Raw genomic sequence first — 18,160 nt, forward strand, 5'->3', positions numbered from 1 at the left:
CAAGGCGAGGCGACTGCCATGACTCTTCCTAAAACTGCCGAACGTTCCACCCGCGACTACCAGACCCTGGATGCGGCCCACCACATCCATGCCTTCCTCGACCAGAAAGCCCTCAACGAGAAGGGCGCCCTAGTGATCGCCAAGGGCCAGGGCCTGAACCTGTGGGACACCGACGGCAAGCGCTACCTCGATGGCATGTCCGGCCTGTGGTGCACCGCGCTGGGCTATGGCCGCGCCGACCTCAACGCTGCCGCCGCGCGCCAGCTGGAAGAGCTGCCGTACTACAACCTGTTCTTCCACACCACCCACCCACGGGTGGTGGAGCTGTCCGAGCTACTGTTCAGTCTGCTGCCCAAGCACTACAGCCACGCCATCTACACCAACTCCGGCTCCGAGGCCAACGAGGTGCTGATCCGCAGTGTGCGCCGCTACTGGCAGGTGGTCGGCAAGCCGCAGAAGCGCATCATGATCGGCCGCTGGAACGGCTACCACGGCTCCACCCTGGGCAGCACCGCACTGGGCGGCATGGGCTTCATGCACGAGATGGGCGGCATGCTGCCGGACTTCGCCCATATCGGCGAGCCGTACTACTTCGCCGAAGGCGGCGAGCTTTCCGAAGAGGCGTTCGGCCTCAAGGCGGCCCGCGAGCTGGAGGCGAAGATTCTCGAACTGGGCGCCGAGAGCGTCGCCGCCTTCGTTGCCGAACCCTTCCAGGGCGCCGGCGGCATGATCTTCCCGCCGGCCAGCTACTGGGCCGAGGTGCAGCGCATCTGCCGCCAGTACGACGTGCTGCTGTGCGCCGACGAAGTGATCGGCGGCTTCGGCCGCACCGGTGAATGGTTCGCCCACGAGCATTTCGGCTTCCAGCCCGACACCCTGACCATCGCCAAGGGCCTGACTAGCGGCTACATCCCCATGGGCGGTCTGGTGCTGTCCAAGCGCATCGCCGATGCCCTGGTGCAGGAAGGCGGCGTATTCGCCCACGGCCTGACCTATGCAGGGCATCCGGTGGCGGCCGCCGTGGCCATCGCCAACCTCACCGCGCTGCGCGACGAGAAGATCGTCGAGACGGTGAAGGCCGACACCGGCCCATACCTGCAGAAGCTGCTGCGTGAGACCTTCGCCGATCACCCGCTGATCGGCGATATCCAGGGCACCGGCCTGGTGGCTGCGCTGCAGTTCGCCGAAGACAAGGCCACCCGCAAGCGTTTCGCCAACGAGAACGACATCGCCTGGCACTGCCGCACGGCCGGTTTCGACGAGGGTCTGATCATCCGTTCGACCCTGGGCCGCATGATCATGGCGCCAGCGCTGGTGGCCACGCATGCCGAGCTGGATGAACTGGTGGAAAAGACCAAGCGCGCAGTGGACCGCACCGGGCGCGAGTTGAACCTGCTGTAACCCCAGGGTGATGGGGCTCCTTTCTGTAGGCGCGGATTGATCCGCGAATTCGCGGCTGAAGCGGTACGCCGCGCGGCCGCTCCTACAGAAACGGCCATGCGCCGCGCCCCATCGCCTACCAACCGCCCCGCAGAGGGCGGGCAAGAAACCAGGAGCCGGCCCGCAGAGGCCGGCCCTGATTGCCCTTCAGGCCTATGGCCAATCCCTGCCTCACACCAGCAATGCACCAACAGGTTGTGGGAGCGCTTCATGAAATCATCCTTGCGTCATCGTCTCGCCCGTTCGTTCGCCTGCACCGCTCTGGCTGCCAGCCTGGCCGCCACCGCCCAGGCCGGCACGCTATCGATCGGTCATACCACCTGGGTCGGCTACGGCACCCTGTACCTGGCCCGTGACCTCGGCTACTTCAAGGAAGCCGGCCTCGATCTGCAACTGACCACCATCGAAGAAGCCTCGATGTACATGGCCGCACAAGCCTCGGGCAAGCTGTCCGGCTCGGCCTCGACCATCGACGAGATCCTCAAATACCGCTCCAAGGACTTCTGCTTCAAGGCCGTCGCGGCGCTGGACGAGTCCCACGGTGGCGACGGTATCGTCGTGCACAGCGACATCGCCGGCATGCAGGACCTCAAAGGCAAGGCCGTGGCCGTCAATGAAGGTTCGGTATCGCAGTTCTGGCTCAGCTACCTGCTGAAGAAGGCCGGCATGAGCATGGCCGACATCGAAGTGCAGAACATGACTGCCGACGATGCCGCCTCGGCCTTCATCGCCGGCCACGTTCCGGCTGCGGTGACCTGGGAGCCGAACCTGACCATGGTCAAGCAGAAGGGCAGCGGCAAGGTGCTGGTCGATAGCAGCGAAACCCCCGGTGTGATCGTCGATGTGGTCGCGCTCGATTGCGACGTCATCGAGAAGCAGCCGGAGGACGTCAAGGCGCTGGTTGCCGGTCTGTACAAGGCGGTCGAGTTCACCAAGACCAATCCGGAAAAAGCCTACGAGATCATGGCCAAGGGCGTCGGTGGCTACCTGTCCAATCCCAAGGATCTGGCCGAAGCCGCCAAGGGCGTGACCTTCTACGACCAGGCCATGAGCGAGAAGCTGCTCGGCACCCCCGGCCAGGCCGGCGATATCGCCGAGATCATCAAGCTGGCCAACGAGACGTGGAGTTCGCTGCAGGGCAAGCCCTACACGGTGAGCTACGAGGACCTGGTGGATACCTCGTTCGTCACTCCCTAAGCCTTCGACCCAGCCTTGTAGGAGCGGCTTTAGCCGCGAAGCTCGCGGATAAATCCGCTCCTACAACGGCCGTGGTAACCCATACGGCTTGGCGGTCTTTTCAGCATTCGCAACACGAGGTGGTTAATGGCCACGCAAAAATCCTGGGTGCAGCGTTGCCTGACCCCGAAAGTCGACTTGCCGAGACCACTGGTTCTCGGCTTCGCCAGCCTGTGCTGGCTGCTGGTGCTTGGCCTCTGGGCTTTGCTTTCCTACGGCGGCGTGGTGCCGTCGATGTTCCTGCCAACGCCGGGCGATGTGATCGCTGCCGGTGTGCGCCTTGCCGGTGACGGCACCCTGAGCAAGCACGTGCTGGCCAGTCTTGAGGTGGTGCTGATCGGTTTCGCCATTTCCTCGGCGGTCTCGGTGCCGCTGGGCCTGCTGATGGGCAGCTTTCGTATCGTCCAGGCGTTCCTCGAGCCGCTGGTCAACTTCATCCGCTACCTGCCGGTCACCAGCTTCGTGCCGCTGTTCATCCTGTGGATCGGCATCGGTCTGGAGCAGCGCGTGGCGGTGATCATCTTCGGCGTGTTCTTCCAGCAACTGGTGATGATCGCCGACGTCTCCAAGGGCGTGTCCAAGGATCTGTTCAACGCCAGCTACACCCTCGGCGCCAGCCGTCGCGACGTGGTCCTGCACGTGCTCGGCCCGGCTTCGCTGCCGGGGATTCTCGACACGCTGCGGGTGACCATGGGCTGGGCCTGGACTTACCTGGTGGTGGCCGAACTAGTCGCTGCGAGCAGCGGCCTGGGCTACATCAGCCTCAAGGCCATGCGTGGCTTTCAGGTGGACGTGATCTTCCTCGCCATCGCCATCATCGGCCTGCTCGGGCTGATGACCGACCAACTGTTCCGTCTGCTTCGACTGAGGATTGCCGCATGGGCGCAGTAGCCAAGAAACCCTACATCATGCCGGCGCTCAGCGCGTACGCCGAGGTCGCCGCGCGGCTCAAGGTGGACAACGTCAGCCTGCGCTACCGCTCGCCCAAGGGCGAGACCTTCACCGCGCTGGATCGCGTCTCCTTCGAGGTGCCGGATCAGCAGTTCGCGGTGATCGTCGGCCCGTCCGGCTGTGGCAAGTCGAGCCTGCTCTACCTCACCGCCGGGCTCAACGAGCCGACAGAGGGCGATATCTACGTCGGCGGGCAGAAGGTCATCGGTCCCGGCGCCGACCGCGGCATGGTGTTTCAGGGTTACACCCTGTTTCCCTGGCTGACCGTGCGCGAGAACATCGAGTTCGGCCTCAAACGCCGCGGCCTGCCGGCCAGCGAAATCCGCACCATCGTCGAGTTCTATCTCAATGAAGTGGGCCTGGCGAAGTTCGCCGAACATTACCCCAAGCAGCTCTCCGGCGGCATGATGCAGCGCGTGGCCATCGCCCGAGCGCTGGCCAACGACCCGCAGATCCTGCTGATGGACGAACCCTTCGGCGCTCTCGACAGCCAGACCCGTCTGCAGATGCAGCAACTGCTGCTGCAGGTGTGGGGCAACGCCAAGAAGACCGTGGTGTTCGTCACCCATGACATCGACGAAGCGATCCTGCTCGCCGACCGCATCTACGTGATGGGCGCGCGCCCCGGCCGCATCAAGGAAATCCTCGACGTGCCGATCGAGCGCCCGCGCAACCTTGACGTGGTCATGGAGCCGGAATTCATCCGCATGAAACGGCACATCCTCGGCCTGCTGCACGACGATATGGAAGAGGTGCACTGAGATGAGCGAGAGCTTCGACTACCTGATCGTCGGCGCCGGCTCGGCTGGCTGCGTACTGGCCAACCGCTTGAGTGCCGACTCGACCGTGCGCGTGTGCCTGATCGAGGCCGGCGGCAGCGACGCCAGCCCACGGGTGCAGGTGCCGGCCGGCACCATCACCCTGTACAAGAGCAAGATCTTCAGCTGGAACTACTTCTCCGCGCCGCAGAAGCACCTCGCCGGGCGCCGCTTGCACACCCCGCGCGGCAAAGCGCTGGGGGGCTCCAGCTCGATGAACAGCATGATCTACATCCGTGGCGACGCCAGCGACTATGATCGCTGGGAAGCCGCCGGCTGTCCCGGCTGGGGCTGGAGTGACGTGCTGCCGTACTTCAAGAAATCCGAAGGCAACTGCCTGGGCCAGGCGTTGCAGTACCACGGCACTCAGGGCGAACTGCTGGTGGACAGGCCGCGCGACCCCAATCCGCTGTCCGAGCGCTATATCCGCGCGGCGGAACAGATCGGCCTGAAGCGCAACGACGACTTCAACGGCGGAACTCTGGAAGGCGTCGGTCTCTACAACGTCACCCAGAAGAATGCTCGGCGCCTGTCCAGCTATCGCGCCTTCGTCGCCCCGGTGCGCCAGCGTGACAACCTCACCGTGCTCACCGGCTGCGAAGTGGAACGCCTGCTGCTCGACGGCGAGCGCGTCACGGGTCTGGAGCTGCGCCAGGACGGCCAGTGGCGCACTCTGCACTGCACACGCGAAGTGATCCTCTGCGCCGGCGCGCTGGGCTCGCCGCATATCCTGCTCAAGTCCGGCATCGGCCCGAAAGCCGAGCTGGAGGCCGCCGGCGTGGCCTGCAAGATCGACCTGCCCGGCGTCGGCAAGAACCTGCAGGATCATATCGACGGCACGCTCACCGTGCGCTCGAAGAGCCCACTGTCGCTGGGTTTCTCCCTCGGTGCGCTGCCGAAGATCATCGCCTCGCCGTTCAAGTATCTGGCGCAGAAGATGGGCTGGCTGACCACCAACTACGTCGAGGCCGGCGGCTTCGCCCGTACACCTCTGGCTGACAGCCTGCCGGATGTGCAGATGCACTTCGTGCCGGGTTATCGCAGCCACCGTGGGCGCCTGTTCGAGTGGGGTCACGGCTATGCCATCCACACCTGCGTGCTGCGCCCGAAAAGCATCGGTGAAGTACGCCTGGGGGAAGGCCGAAGTCTGAGCATCGACTTCAACTTCTTCAGCGACGAGCAGGACGCCCGCGTGCTGGTAGAGGGCGTCAAGCTGGCGCGACGCATTCTCGCCCAACCCGAGTTCGACGATATCCGTGGCGAGGAAATGCTGCCGGGGCCGCAGGTGCAGAGCGACGAAGAGCTGCTGGCGCATCTGCGCGAGCACGCCGCCACCGTGTTCCACCCGGTGGGCACCTGCAAGATGGGCGCGGACGAGGCGGCGGTAGTCACACCGGATCTCAAGGTGCGTGGCGTGACCAACCTGCGCGTGGCCGACGCCTCGATCATGCCAACGCTGATCAGCGGCAACACCAACGCGCCGTGCATCATGATCGGCGAGAAGGCGGCCGATCTGATCCGCCAGGGCTGAGTTTGGCTCAGCCCGTCTTGCGCTTGCCCGACAGGCGCGAGACACCTAGGAGCACCAGCGCCAGGCCGCCGATCTGGTACAGGGTGATGGCTTCGCCAAGCAGCGCCCAAGCAGCGAACAGCGTCAGCACCGGGCCCAGGTTGCCGAACAGGGCGGCGTGGCTGGCGCCCATGCGCTGCACGGCCAGCGCCATCCAGTAGATCGGCAGCACTGTCGACAGCAGCGCCATCAGCGAGCCGTGCAGCCATAACTCGGCCGGCAGGTTAAGCAATTGCGCGGGGTCACGGATGAGGCCGTAGTGCACCAGCACCATGAGCGCCGAGGCGCCGCCAGCCAGCCCTGCCAGGCGCATCGAGCCGACCCGGCGAATCACCACGCCGGTGCCCAGGTAATACAGGGCGTAGGTCACCGCGCTGGCAAAGACCCAGGCGGCGCCCAGCAGGATCTGCTCGCTGTCGCCCTCGACGCGAATGTCATGCACCAGCGCGATGCCCAGGCCCAGGTAGCACAGTCCCATTGCCAGGAAGGTGCGCGGCCCTGGTCGCTCGCCCATCGCCAGCATCTGCAACAGCACCACCAGCGTCGGGTAGGTGAACAGGATCAGCCGCTCCAGTCCGGCGCTGATGTACTGCAGGCCATAGAAGTCGAACAGGCTCGACAGGTAGTAACCAAACATCCCCAGCAACAGGACGTGCGCCCAGTCCTTGGCCGACAAGCGCGCTTGCCCGGTGCCTCGGCTCAACCACAGCAGCCAGGCGAACAGCGGCAGCGCCAGGCCCATGCGCAGGCTAAGGACCGTGACGGCATCCACCGGCGCCGCGGCATAGGCAAGTTTGACGAATATGGCTTTCAGGCTGAAGCCGGTGGCCGAGAGCACGGCGAACAGCACGCCGTTGTCCAGGCTGCGTCGGTAGGTGGCGGTCAAAGCATTCATGAGCAAGGCTACGGCGGGGATCGAGCTGTTATTCTGAGCGGAAAGCCACATCGCTAGAATCGCAATTTCAAGAAGATGGCTTTCTGATTTGGAGAAGGCCTATGTATTTCGATCTGCCCGACTTGCGCCTGATCGCCGCGATCGCCGCCACCGGTAGCCTGAGCAAGGCAGCGGCCACTTTTCCCGTCGCCGTGTCGGCAGCCAGCACTCGCCTGCGCCTGTTCGAGGAGCGCTGCGGCCTGACGCTGTTCGTGCGTAGCAGCGACGGCATGAGCCTGACGCCGGCCGGGCGCCTGGTACTGGAGGCCTGCCAGGGCGTGCTGAAGGAGGCCCGCCAGCTCAGCGATACCCTGCAGGAGCTCAAGGGCGAGCGGCGTATCACCCTGCGCCTGGCGGCTTCCACCGTGGCCAACAGCACCTTCCTGCCGGCGGCGCTTGGGCCATTCCTGGCCGATTACCCGGAGGTGGACCTGCAACTGGCCGAGTACAACAGCAAGGATGTGCTGCATGCGGTCAGGGATGGCGGCATCGATATCGGCGTGTACGACGGCAACCTGCCCACCGATGGTCTGCTGTCGCTGCCGTTTCGCAACGACCGCCTGGTGCTGCTGGTGCCACAGGGGCACGCGCTGATCGGGCAACGTCCGGCGTCACTGCGCAGCGCGCTGAACTTCCCTTTCGTCTGCCTGCCGGCCGAGCGCGCGATGCAGCGCTTCATCGAGTACATGGCGGTGCGCAACGCGCTGCCATTGAAGGTTCGGGTGCGCGCGCCGAGCTTCGACGCCATCGCCCAACTGGTAGCGCAGGGCGTCGGGGTTGCCATGCTGCCCGAGGTGGCCGCGACCCGTTTCGCCCAGGAACTGCCGGTGGCGGTGGTGATGCTGGAGGATGTCTGGGCCACCCGCGAGCTGCGCCTGTGCGTGCGCAGCTGGGAGGCGCTGTCGTCCCATGCGCGGCAACTGGTCAGCTATCTCTCGCCCGAGCGGTCATCCGGCGACAACCTGAGTGGGTGACGTAGGAGCGGCTTCAGCCGCGAAAGAGCTCGCCGCTGAAGCGCCTCCCACAGCGCGTGGTTCGACCGACTGCGCTCCGGTGTTGACGTGTGCGATGTGAGAGGGGTTTTCGGCTCTGGCATCCTGCTTCGCGCTACCTCCTGCATCCATGCAGTCGCAGCCGCGACAAAGGCTCGCCGCTGAAGGCTCCTACAGTGCGTGGTTGAACGGCTGTGCCCCGGTGTTGACGCGTGCAGTGTGGGAGGGGCTTCAGCCGCGACAATCGCCGCGCAAGAACCTCCGGCCATCACTTGAAAAACTGGCTGGGCGTCAGGCCGAACTGCTTCTTGAACATGGTGGTGAAGGCGCTGGGGCTGTCGTAGCCCAGCTCCCCGGCGATGTCGATGATCTTCTCACCCAGAGCGATGCGTTCCAGGGCCAGCAGCAGGCGCGCCTGCTGGCGCCACTGGCCGAAGGTCATGCCGGTGCCCTTCTGAAACAGGCGCTGGATGGTTTTCTCGTCCAGGCCCAGGCGGGCGCTCCAGTCGGACAGGGTGGAGGCGTCGCCGGGGTCGTTCTGCAGCGTTGAACAGATCGGCTGGATGCGCGGGTCGGCCGGCTGCGGCAGATGCAGCGGCAGGGTCGGCAGGATGCGCAGTTCATCGAGGATCAGGCGCATCACCCGCGCTTCGCGCGAGTCTTCGGCGTAGGGCTGGGGAATGTCCACGGCAGCGCGGATCAGCTCGCCGAGCAGCGGCGAAATGGCCACCGCGCGGCACTCGTCGGGCATATCCGGCAGGCTGTCGGGGCGCACGAACATGCTGCGCATCTTTACGCTGCCGACGCAGCGGATGGCATGCACCTGGCCGCAGGGCATCCAGATGCCGCGGCTCGGCGGCACCGTCCACTGGTTCATCGCCGAGGTCACCACCATCACCCCGGAAATGGCGTAGATCAGTTGGTGCTTGTTGCGATGCGAATGTGCCTCGATCAGCGTGTCGACCGGGTAATCGGTGGCGCTGCTGCTGACCAGCCAGGGGGCAGCATCGATCTCGGCCAGTCGTTTATCAGGGAGACGCATGTAGATGCCTTTTTTGCGAGGGTTGCTGTCCTTTCTTCGTGAGACAGGCGATGGGGCGGAGCCTAGCATAGCGCCGTTTCTCATCTCGCCCGGAAGCTTCAAGCATGTCCAGCAGTCCTGCCGCTACCTCCCCGGCCGGCGCCTCGCCCGTCACTCAGGCCGATACCTTGGTGATGCGGGTGATCGGCGCCTGCGCCCTGGCGCACCTGATCAACGACCTGATCCAGGCGGTGCTGCCCGCCATCTACCCGATGCTCAAGCTCAACTACGGCCTGAGCTTCGCCCAGATCGGCCTGATCACCCTGACCTTCCAGCTCACCGCCTCGCTGCTGCAGCCATGGGTGGGCTACCACACCGACCGCCATCCCAAGCCCTGGCTGCTGCCGGCTGGTTCGCTGTGCACTCTGGTCGGCATCCTCATGCTGGCTTTCGTCGGTAGCTTTCCGGCGATCCTCCTGGCTTCGGCGTTGGTGGGCATCGGCTCCTCGACCTTCCATCCCGAGGCATCGCGTATCGCCCGTCTGGCCTCGGGCGGGCGTTATGGCCTGGCGCAGTCCACCTTCCAGGTCGGCGGCAATGCCGGCACCGCCTTCGGCCCGCTGCTGGCGGCGGCGATCATCATTCCCTACGGCCAGGGTAACGTCGCCTGGTTCGGCTTGTTCGCCGCCTTCGCCATCGTCGTGCTGTACGGCCTGAGCCGCTGGTACCGCCATCACCTGACGCTGTTCAAGCTCAAACAGGGCGGGGTGGCTACCCACGGTCTGTCGGCCGGACGGGTGAAGTTCGCCCTGCTGATCCTGGCGTTGCTGGTGTTCTCCAAGTACTTCTACATGGCCAGCTTCACCAGTTACTTCACCTTCTTCCTGATCGAGAAGTTCGACCTGTCGGTGGCCAGCTCGCAGCTCTATCTGTTTCTGTTCCTCGGCGCGGTGGCCGCCGGCACCTTCTTCGGCGGGCCAATCGGTGACCGTATCGGGCGCAAACAGGTGATCTGGTTCTCCATCCTTGGAGTGGCGCCGTTCTCCCTGCTGCTGCCGCACGTCGACCTGTTCTGGACGGGCGTGCTGAGCATGGTGATCGGCTTCATCCTCGCCTCGGCGTTCTCCGCCATCGTGGTCTTCGCCCAGGAATTGATGCCGGGCAACGTCGGCATGATCGCCGGGCTGTTCTTCGGCCTGATGTTCGGCTTCGGCGGCATCGGCGGCGCGCTGCTGGGCTACCTGGCGGATATCCACGGCATCGAGGAGGTGTTTTTGCTTTGTTCCTTCCTGCCGCTGCTGGGCATCCTGACCGCGTTGTTGCCGTCGCTGAAGACGCGTTAATAATCCGTAAGAAAAAGGAACAGGGACGAATGAAAGACATCGATCGGATGCTGCTTGGCCTGGGCGTATTGATACCGTTCTGGCTGTTCTTCGGGGTGTTGCTGACCGCGCTGGTCTATCCCGGTTACAGCCATCTGGACCAGGCCATGAGCCAGCTGGGCGCGCAGGGTTCGCCCACCCACGGCTTCTCGGCCTGGGTCAACAACCTGCCGCTGGGCGTGTTCTTCGTGCTCTTCGCCGTTGGGGTCATGCGGCAGGTGCGCGGCTCGCGGCTGGCGTCGTTCAGCGCCGTACTGATCCTCGTCCATGGGCTGGCCAGCTTCGCCACTGGCTACTTCGCCTGCGACCAGGGTTGCGCGCCGGCACAGCCATCCTTCTCGCAGCAGATGCACAACCTGGCCGGCCTGCTGATGTTCCTCTCGCTGACCCTGGCCAGCCTGCTTTGGGGATTCCTGAGCAAGCGCCTGCTGGGGTCGCGTGGCTTCGGCCTGTTCTCCCTCGCCTGCACCGTGCTGGCCGTGGCCACCGTGGTGCTGATGGCCCGTGCCGTCGAAGCCGGGCAGTGGTTCGGCCTCTATCAGCGGATCAACTATGGTATCTCGGTGGCCTGGGTCGCAGGCCTGGCGCTGATGCTGTCGCGAGGTCGTGCCGAGTCCCTCAGATTCGTTAAAGCTTGAGGCTCTTCGCCCACGCCCGGTAGGTGGTCGGTATCTGCAGCTGCTGGCCGGTCGGTGCCAGATGCACGCGCTTGCCGCGTCGTGTTTATATCGCGCGCTTATCGAACTAACCCGCAAGGAAGGACTGCCATGATCACCTGCTACCTGCGCTACATCGTCGACCCTTACAAACTCAAGGAATTCGAGCACTACGCCAAGCTGTGGATTTCCTTGGTAGAGCGCTTCGGCGGCACGCACCACGGTTATTTCCTGCCGTCCGAAGGCGCCAATGACGTGGCCCTGGCGCTGTTCAGCTTCCCCAGCCTGGCCGACTACGAGCGTTATCGTCAGGAGTCGTTCACCGACGCCGAGTGCCAGGCGGCCTTCCGCTACGCCGAAGAAACGCGCTGCATCCTCAGCTACGAGCGCAGCTTCTTCCGACCTGTGTTCGAGTAAGTCGAGACGGCGCTGCCGGCCTTCTGCGCGTTAACCGACTCGTCGCCACACGCTGGCCAGCCAGGGCTGTTGGTCGCGTGGCAGGCCGGCGGGGCGGTAGTAGTGTTCCAGCTCGACGAAGCCGGCCGCGGTGAGCCGCGCGCGCCAGCGTTCGAGGTCGTGATAGCTGCCGTAGCGCGGGCCGTTCCAGCCTTCCTGGTTCTCGCCGCGCGGGTTGGAGCTGAACAGCACGCCGCCAGGTTTCAGCGCCGCATGCAGCTGACCGAGTACGCGCGGCAGCTCCTGATCGGGGACATGGAACAGACTGGCGTTGGCGAAGATGCCATCGAATTGCCCGGCCGGTAGGTCCAGTTCGAGAAAGCTCTGCTGCCACACCTCGCAGCCACTATCGGCACGCGCCATGGCAACGAATTCGGCGCAACCATCGACGCCGATGGCCTCGTGGCCAAGGCCGCTGAAAGTGCGCAGATCACGCCCCGGGCCGCAGCCGAAGTCGAGGATGCGCCAGGGCTTTTCACCCTCGATATGACGCAGCAGGGCGGCGATGTTCTGGCTCACGTCATGGTCGCGCGTGCCCTCGCGAAAATCCTCGGCGCTGCTCTGGTAGTGGGCCAGGGTGAGGGCGCTGATCTGCGCGAGTTCGTCGGGGCTCAGGGGCATGGCGATGTTCCGGCAAAAAGTAGGCATTAAACCCGCTAGCGGGGGCCGGTGACCAGCGAGGCGGGTGATGCCACATGGCCGCCAGTGAACCAGCGCTGCGCTTTGATAGTCCCATTTCCCGAGGGGTGTAGACCGGCTGGCTGCAGTCGGGCACCCACGATCAGGAGATAATGCGATGGTTACGCACTACAAGGTCTCTGGCCACCTCGCCTGTGGCTCTCATGGTGAAAAGCTGGCCTCTACCACCGATCTGGCCAAGGTCAAATGCCGCAATTGCCGCAAGACCGAAGTATTCACCGAAGCGCGCCGTAACGCCCGCAATGCCGCCCGACGCGCCGCGCGCCGGGAAAAGGCGACCAACGCCGGGAACGACTGGCGCACCTCCTGGCAGGCGCGTCTGGCCGCCTTGCCCGGCCCGCAGCGTCTGCCCCGCGGTTTTGGCGACCAGGCATTCGTCTAGCTGGGTGGTAATTGACGGAGAGCTTCAGTCGCACCCATTACGAGACAGAAGCCTTCTCCGCTACCTGATGGCTGGCGCTGCACGCCGACTTCAGCTGGATAAGGACGTGTAACTCCGATCTTCTGATTCGGATGAAATGGTTGATACGTCGGCTTCATGACCTCGACGGCGCAATCTGCGCAACAGCCTGTTCCCGCGTTTGCCCCGTACCTGAGCTTTGCCTTAGATTGGCCGGCCCACCGCGACCGGAGCTGCCGGTCATGCCTCGAGGTTCGCGTCGTGTCCGCTGCTGCTCCCGCTTCCGTCTATCGTCTTCCCGGTTTCCTGCCATTTCTCATCGCCCGCATCGTCGTGGTCTTCGCGGTGCAGATTCAGGCCGTCGTGGTGGCCTGGCAGGTCTATGACCTGACCCGCGATCCGCTTTCGCTGGCCTATGTCGGCCTGGCCCAGTTCATCCCCATGCTGCTGCTGTTGATGCCGGCCGGCGATCTGATCGACCGCTACGACCGCAAGCTGATCCTGATGCTCAGCTGGCTGGTGGAGGGCGTTTGCGCCGGGGCGCTGCTGTGGCTGTCGCTGAGCGGGGCGCCGGTCGCCTGGTACTACGCGGTGCTGGTGCTCTACGGCTGCGGCCGTGCCTTCACTGGGCCAGCGCTATCGAGCCTGCTGCCGCAGATCGTGCCGCGCGAGCGTCTGGCTGCGGCCATCGCTGCCAACAGCATGATCATGCGCGGCGCGACCATTTCCGGGCCGGTGATTGGCGGTGGCCTGTACGCCATCGGCGGCGGCGGGCTGACCTACTCGGTGTGCCTGGCCTGCTTCCTCGCCGGCTGCGTGCTGCTGCAACGGGTGCCGGTGCTGTATGCCGAGAAGATGCAGGCGCTGGAATCCACCGCCTGGGCGCGCTTTACGGCCGGTATCCACTTCATCCGCACGCGGCCGATCATCCTCGGCACCATCTCGCTGGATTTGTTCGCCGTGTTGCTCGGCGGCGTGGTGGCGTTGCTGCCGATCTACGCCCAGGAAGTGCTGGAAGTCGGCCCGACCGGCCTCGGCCTGCTGCGCAGCGCCATGGCCATCGGCGAAGTGTCGGTCGGCCTGTACCTGAGCATGAAGCCGTTCAATCGCCATGTCGGCCTGGTGATGTTCGGCGCCGTGGCGCTGTTCGGCCTGGCCAACCTGGTGTTCGCGTTGTCCAGCCTGTTCTGGCTGTCATTCGCGGCGCTGATGGTGGCTGGCGGCGCGGATATGGTGAGCATGTATATCCGTTCCTCGCTGGTGCAGTTCTCCACCCCGGACGCCATGCGTGGCCGGGTCAACGCGGTGAACATGCTGTTCATCGGCTCTTCCAACGAGCTCGGCGAGTTCCGCGCCGGCACCAGCGCTGCCTGGTTCGGCGTGGTGCCGGCGGCGCTGATCGGCTGCGCCTGCACACTGACGGTGACCGGCGGCTGGATGCTCGGCTTCAAAAGCCTGCGCAAGGTGGATCGCTTCGAGGATGCTTCGCCGAGCAAGGTGGCCTGACGTATCCCGGATTGCATCCGGGATACGCGGTCGTGGCTAAAGCCTCTCCTATATCGCTTCCCTTTCAGCCATACAGCGACGCTTGCGGGCCCTGGCCGCTGAGTAGCCAGTGGCCGAGGTCGCGGATCTTGTAGTCGATGGGGTCGTGCAGGCTGTGCACGCGCACGTTGCGCCAGAAGCGGTCGAAACCGTAGCGCGAGCTGGTGGCGCGGGCGCCCATGGCTTCGAAGATCTGGCTGGTGATCTCCAGCGCGGCACGCACGGCCACCACCTTGGCTTCGCTGATGGCCAACGCCACTTCGGCGCGTTCGGCGGCGGTCAGTGCCGGTTTTTCCCAGGCGGCTTGCAGGCGCTGGGCGGCGTGTTCGGCCAGGGGCAGGGCGCTGCGGTAGCGCAGCCATAGCTCACCGTAGCGCTGCTGGATAAATGGATCGTCGCTGGCCCTGGCCACGCCCGATACTGGCCAGGCGCGGCTCTGTTCGCGGGTGTAACGCAGCGCTGCGTCCAGCGCGCCCTGAGCGTTGCCCAGGTAGAGCTGGGTGAGGATCAGTTGCGACAGGCAGGCGCGCAGGGTGGTGCGCGGGCTGGGGCCGACCGGGCCGAGCAGCTCGCTGGCATCGACGAATACCTGCTCGAACTGCACAGTGCCGCTGTCGGTCTGGCGCTGGCCGAAGCCGTCCCAGTCGCTGTTCACCGCCAAGCCCTCGCGCTGGCTGGGCAGCACGATGAATACGCGATCCTCCGGGTTCTTGCCGCGCGGTGCGCTGACCACCAGCGCGTCGGCGCCAAGCGCACCGGAGCAGAACGACTTGCTGCCATTGAGCTCGTAATGCTCTTCGCGTGGGCTGAGTTTGAGGCCGGTGTCACGACCGTTGGTGGCGTTGCCCCAGAACCAACGCTCCTGCACCGTGCGCGTCAGCCAGTGGCGCTGCTGATCGGGGTTGCCGAACAGCAGAATGGTCGCCACCTGCAGGTGCTGGAAGGCGAAGAGGTGGGCCAGCGAACTGTCCACCGCTGCCAGATAGCGCACGATGCGGTAGATCTCCGGCCAAGCCACGCCCTGGCCTCCGTACTGCTGGGGCACGGCCAGGGTCAGCAGGCCGCTGTCACGCAATAGCTCGCGTTCGACCTGAGCGCTGCCGCCAGCGCGATCACGTTCTACCGCGCTGATTGCCAGGCGCCGGGCCAGGCGTTCGACCTTGGCCGAGCGGCTGCCGAAGTCCACGGGGAATAGGTGCGCAGCGAACAGCGGTTTGTCGCGCAGATTGGGGTGCAGGCGGGTTTCGGCGTTCATTGCGGGCTCCAGATGCTGACTTCGCGGGCATCCACCGAGGTCGGCAACAGGCTAGCGCTGTAGAAGGCATCGGCGATCTTCTGCTGCTCGGCGAGGCTGTCCGGCTGTACCAGGCGCACCTGATAGCTGCGTTTGGCGTTGGCCTTCTCGACGATGGCCGGGTCGAGGTTGCCCCAGAGCGGGCCGAGGATTTCAGCGGCCTGGCGCGGGTTGGCGCGCAGCCAGTCGCCGGTCTTCGCCAGCTCGGCGAACACGGTCTGCAGCACCTGTGGGTGGCTCTTGGCGAACTTGGCACTGGTTAGGTAGTAGCGCTGGTAGTCGGCCAGTCCCTTGCCGTCGGCGAGGATGCGGCTCGGCAACTGCTGCTGGGCGCCGCTGAGGAAGGGCTCCCAGGTGACCCAGGCGTCCACCTTGCGGTTCTCGAAGGCGGCGCGGCCGTCGGCAGGGGTCAGGTAGGCCGGCTCGATATCACTGAATTTCAGGCCGGCCTTGTTCAGCGCGGCGATCAGCAGGTAGTGCACGCCAGCGGCCTTGGTCACGGCGACCTTCTTGCCCTTGAGGTCGGCCAGGGTTTTGATCGGCGAATCCTCGCGCACGATGATCGCCTGCGCGCTGGGGGAGGGTGCTTCCTGGGCGAAGTAGGCGAGGTCGGCACCGGCAGCCTGGGCGAACACCGGCACGGTGTCGGCGACATCGGCGGAGAGGTCGATATTGCCAACGTTGAGCGCCTCCAGCAGCGGTTGGCCGTTGGGGAATTCGTGCCAGCTAACGCTGATGTCCTGATCGGCCAGTGCCTTCTCCAGGGTGCCCTGGCTCTTCAGCAGGCTGATCAGCGTGGAGGATTTCTGGTAGCCGATGCGCAGTTTTTCGGCGGCTTCGGTGAGCGGGGCGGCGAGCAGGCCGATGGCCAGCGAGGCGGCGATCAGTGTGCTGCGTTTGGAATGGGTGTGGGACATGGCGGCTCTCGATACGAACACGTGCCGGCCATGGGCTTGCGGCGGATCACGCGTACTTCAGTGTTTAGAGAAAGAAGTCCGGTGATCCGGTGGAGAGAAGCTAGACGATCTAAAAAATAGCCAACAAATAATTTTTGGGAATTAGCTTAGGCGAATATCGGTGCAGAACGCTGGCGGCTTTTAGCGAAGCGAACGATCCGCCGCGTTGCGGTACTGCGTATATCTGCCGGCGTACTGCTGCGCGAGTACGCCCTACGAAGCTGCTTCGCGTTTTGGTTGCAGCGCGGTACGGCTTACGTGCCGCTTATATTCCATTTAGTTACTGCAAAGTAAAAAATAATTCTTTTTAGGGATTAGCGCTCGTCTCGTAGATTAGCCACTAGCCGACAGCGGACCACCGCATCGGGCCCGAATCAGGGGCTCTAATGCCAATCCGCCGAGACCAGCGCCACGTACGCTGTCCTGCCGAGCCCCTGTGCAGTGCCAACCCCAGAACAGCACACAAAGCACTTGGAGCATCGAGCATGAAAAAATCCACCCTGGCCTTGGCTGTCACGCTGGCCGCCATCGCCAACCAGGCCACCGCCGCCGGTTTTATCGAAGACAGCAAGGCCAGCCTCGGCCTGCGCAATTTCTATTACGACCTGAACACCAAGAACACCGCCAACAACAACGGCGAGGCGCAAGAGTGGGGGCAAGGTTTCATCTTCAACTACAGCTCCGGTTTCACCCAGGGCACCGTCGGTTTCGGCCTCGACGCCATCGGCCTGCTTGGCGTGAAGCTGGATTCCGGCGGCACCGCAAGCAAGGCGGGCCGTGATCGCACCCCAGGCCAGCTGTTCCCGCTCGATAGCGACGGCAGCGCCGTGGACGACTACAGCAAGGCCGGTGTGACCGCCAAGGTGCGCCTGTCCAAGACCGAGGCACGTATTGGTACCCTGCTGCCGAAGCTGCCGGTGGTGACCTTCAACGACGGCCGCTTGCTGCCGCAGACTTTCGAAGGCGGGCAGATCACCTCCAACGAGATCGACGGCCTGACCCTGACCGCCGGCCAGCTGGAAAGCACCAAGACCCGCAGCTCCACCGACGACATCGCTCTGCGTATCGCCGGCGCCACCGGTGACGCCGACACCAACAAGTTCTACTTCGCCGGTGGTGACTACAAGCTGACCAAGGACCTGACGCTGCAGTACTACTACGGCAACCTGGAAGACTTCTACAAACAGCACTTCCTCGGCCTGGTGCACAACTGGGCCATCGGCCCGGGCTCGCTGAAGACCGACCTGCGTTACTTCGACAGCAACTCCGATGGCAAGAACGGCAGCGCCTCCGGCCGTGCCGATGGCTATCGCAGCGCCGGCTACTGGCGTGCCGGCGACAGCAGCACCGGCGAGGTCGACAACCAGACCTGGAGCGCGCTGTTCACCTACACCCTGGGCAGCCACTTCGCCAGCCTGGGCTACCAGCAGGTCGAAGGCGACAGCGCCTTCCCCTTCCTCAACCAGGGCGGCGGCAGCTCGTCCTACCTGATCACCGACCGCCAGATCGGCAAGTTCCAGAACGCCGGCGAGCGCGCCTGGCTGGCCGAATACGGCTATGACTTCACCAAACTCGGCGTCCCGGGCCTCAAGGCCAGCGTCGCCTACCTCAAGGGCGACAACGTCGATTCTGCCAATGGCGATCTGAAGGAGTGGGAACGCGACTTCCGCCTCGACTACACCCTGCAGGACGGTCCGCTGAAAGGCCTCGGCGTGTCCTGGCGCAACGCGACCCAGCGCGGCAACGTCAGCACTGACGCCGACGAAAACCGCCTGATCCTGAGCTACACCCTGACCCTGCTCTGATCAGC

17 protein-coding genes are annotated in these 18,160 nt (G+C 64.7%); 12 read left to right on the forward strand and 5 right to left on the reverse strand.

From position 1 onward, the window contains the following. Positions 1–18: 18 nt before the first annotated feature. The 5 genes from B2U07_RS13705 (at position 19) to B2U07_RS13725 (ending at position 5,976) form a co-directional block, all read left to right on the forward strand. Positions 19–1,401 (forward strand): aspartate aminotransferase family protein, encoded by a 1,383-nt coding sequence (locus tag B2U07_RS13705; RefSeq protein WP_275547730.1) that lies wholly within the window; start codon positions 19–21, stop codon positions 1,399–1,401. 249 nt (positions 1,402–1,650) lie between these two features. After that, positions 1,651–2,637 carry an ABC transporter substrate-binding protein gene (locus B2U07_RS13710; protein ID WP_275547729.1) on the forward strand — a complete coding sequence of 329 codons (987 nt, stop codon included), beginning with the start codon at positions 1,651–1,653 and terminating at the stop codon, positions 2,635–2,637. 126 nt (positions 2,638–2,763) lie between these two features. After that, a complete protein-coding gene (locus B2U07_RS13715; protein WP_275547728.1) occupies positions 2,764–3,567 on the forward strand; it encodes an ABC transporter permease in 804 nt (267 codons plus the stop codon). Further along, positions 3,555–4,388 (forward strand): ABC transporter ATP-binding protein, encoded by an 834-nt coding sequence (locus B2U07_RS13720; RefSeq protein WP_275547727.1) that lies wholly within the window; start codon positions 3,555–3,557, stop codon positions 4,386–4,388. Before B2U07_RS13715 ends, B2U07_RS13720 begins: the two co-directional genes overlap by 13 nt. Position 4,389: 1 nt before the next feature. Continuing rightward, positions 4,390–5,976, forward strand: a complete 1,587-nt coding sequence (locus tag B2U07_RS13725) for a GMC family oxidoreductase (protein WP_275547726.1) — start codon at positions 4,390–4,392, stop codon at positions 5,974–5,976. 7 nt (positions 5,977–5,983) lie between these two features. Here B2U07_RS13725 and B2U07_RS13730 read toward each other — a convergent pair whose 3' ends face one another. After that, positions 5,984–6,910, reverse strand: coding sequence for a DMT family transporter (locus B2U07_RS13730; RefSeq protein WP_275547725.1), 927 nt, complete (start codon positions 6,908–6,910; stop codon positions 5,984–5,986). Between the two features lie 101 nt (positions 6,911–7,011). On the opposite strand from B2U07_RS13730, the gene B2U07_RS13735 reads away from it, so the two are divergent. After that, a complete protein-coding gene (locus B2U07_RS13735; RefSeq protein ID WP_275547724.1) occupies positions 7,012–7,923 on the forward strand; it encodes a LysR family transcriptional regulator in 912 nt (303 codons plus the stop codon). 286 nt (positions 7,924–8,209) lie between these two features. Here the strand turns inward: B2U07_RS13735 and B2U07_RS13740 are convergent, their stop codons facing one another. Beyond that, complete coding sequence (locus B2U07_RS13740; protein ID WP_275547723.1) at positions 8,210–8,983, reverse strand: AraC family transcriptional regulator; 774 nt, start codon at positions 8,981–8,983, stop codon at positions 8,210–8,212. 104 nt (positions 8,984–9,087) lie between these two features. Between B2U07_RS13740 and B2U07_RS13745 the strand changes: the two genes are divergently transcribed. The 3 genes from B2U07_RS13745 (at position 9,088) to B2U07_RS13755 (ending at position 11,417) form a co-directional block, all read left to right on the forward strand. Next, positions 9,088–10,305, forward strand: coding sequence for an MFS transporter (locus tag B2U07_RS13745; protein WP_197858617.1), 1,218 nt, complete (start codon positions 9,088–9,090; stop codon positions 10,303–10,305). 29 nt (positions 10,306–10,334) lie between these two features. Next, a complete protein-coding gene (locus tag B2U07_RS13750; protein WP_275547722.1) occupies positions 10,335–10,982 on the forward strand; it encodes a DUF998 domain-containing protein in 648 nt (215 codons plus the stop codon). A gap of 129 nt (positions 10,983–11,111) precedes the next feature. Continuing rightward, positions 11,112–11,417 (forward strand): NIPSNAP family protein, encoded by a 306-nt coding sequence (locus B2U07_RS13755; protein ID WP_275547721.1) that lies wholly within the window; start codon positions 11,112–11,114, stop codon positions 11,415–11,417. Between the two features lie 30 nt (positions 11,418–11,447). On the opposite strand, the gene B2U07_RS13760 is transcribed toward B2U07_RS13755, so the two are convergent. Next, on the reverse strand, positions 11,448–12,077 hold the full coding sequence (locus tag B2U07_RS13760; RefSeq protein WP_275547720.1) for a class I SAM-dependent methyltransferase: 630 nt from the start codon (positions 12,075–12,077) through the stop codon (positions 11,448–11,450). A 175-nt stretch (positions 12,078–12,252) separates the two neighbouring features. Between B2U07_RS13760 and B2U07_RS13765 the strand changes: the two genes are divergently transcribed. Together B2U07_RS13765 and B2U07_RS13770 are read left to right on the forward strand one after the other, a co-directional pair. Next, positions 12,253–12,537, forward strand: a complete 285-nt coding sequence (locus B2U07_RS13765) for a hypothetical protein (RefSeq protein ID WP_197858621.1) — start codon at positions 12,253–12,255, stop codon at positions 12,535–12,537. A 279-nt stretch (positions 12,538–12,816) separates the two neighbouring features. Then, on the forward strand, positions 12,817–14,061 hold the full coding sequence (locus B2U07_RS13770; RefSeq protein ID WP_275547719.1) for an MFS transporter: 1,245 nt from the start codon (positions 12,817–12,819) through the stop codon (positions 14,059–14,061). Between the two features lie 64 nt (positions 14,062–14,125). On the opposite strand, the gene B2U07_RS13775 is transcribed toward B2U07_RS13770, so the two are convergent. Beyond that, complete coding sequence (locus B2U07_RS13775) at positions 14,126–15,355, reverse strand: acyl-CoA dehydrogenase family protein (protein WP_275547718.1); 1,230 nt, start codon at positions 15,353–15,355, stop codon at positions 14,126–14,128. Continuing rightward, the gene (locus B2U07_RS13780; protein ID WP_275547717.1) at positions 15,352–16,311 is read right to left on the reverse strand and encodes an aliphatic sulfonate ABC transporter substrate-binding protein; all 960 of its coding nucleotides are present in this window, start codon (positions 16,309–16,311) and stop codon (positions 15,352–15,354) included. Before B2U07_RS13780 ends, B2U07_RS13775 begins: the two co-directional genes overlap by 4 nt. Before the next feature lie 524 nt (positions 16,312–16,835). Here B2U07_RS13780 and B2U07_RS13785 point away from each other — a divergent pair. Continuing rightward, positions 16,836–18,155, forward strand: a complete 1,320-nt coding sequence (locus B2U07_RS13785) for an OprD family porin (protein WP_275547716.1) — start codon at positions 16,836–16,838, stop codon at positions 18,153–18,155. Positions 18,156–18,160 lie beyond the last annotated feature (5 nt).

Origin of the sequence: Pseudomonas sp. UBA7530 (assembly GCF_002479365.1) — a bacterium.
Taxonomy (GTDB): Bacteria; Pseudomonadota; Gammaproteobacteria; order Pseudomonadales; family Pseudomonadaceae; genus Aquipseudomonas.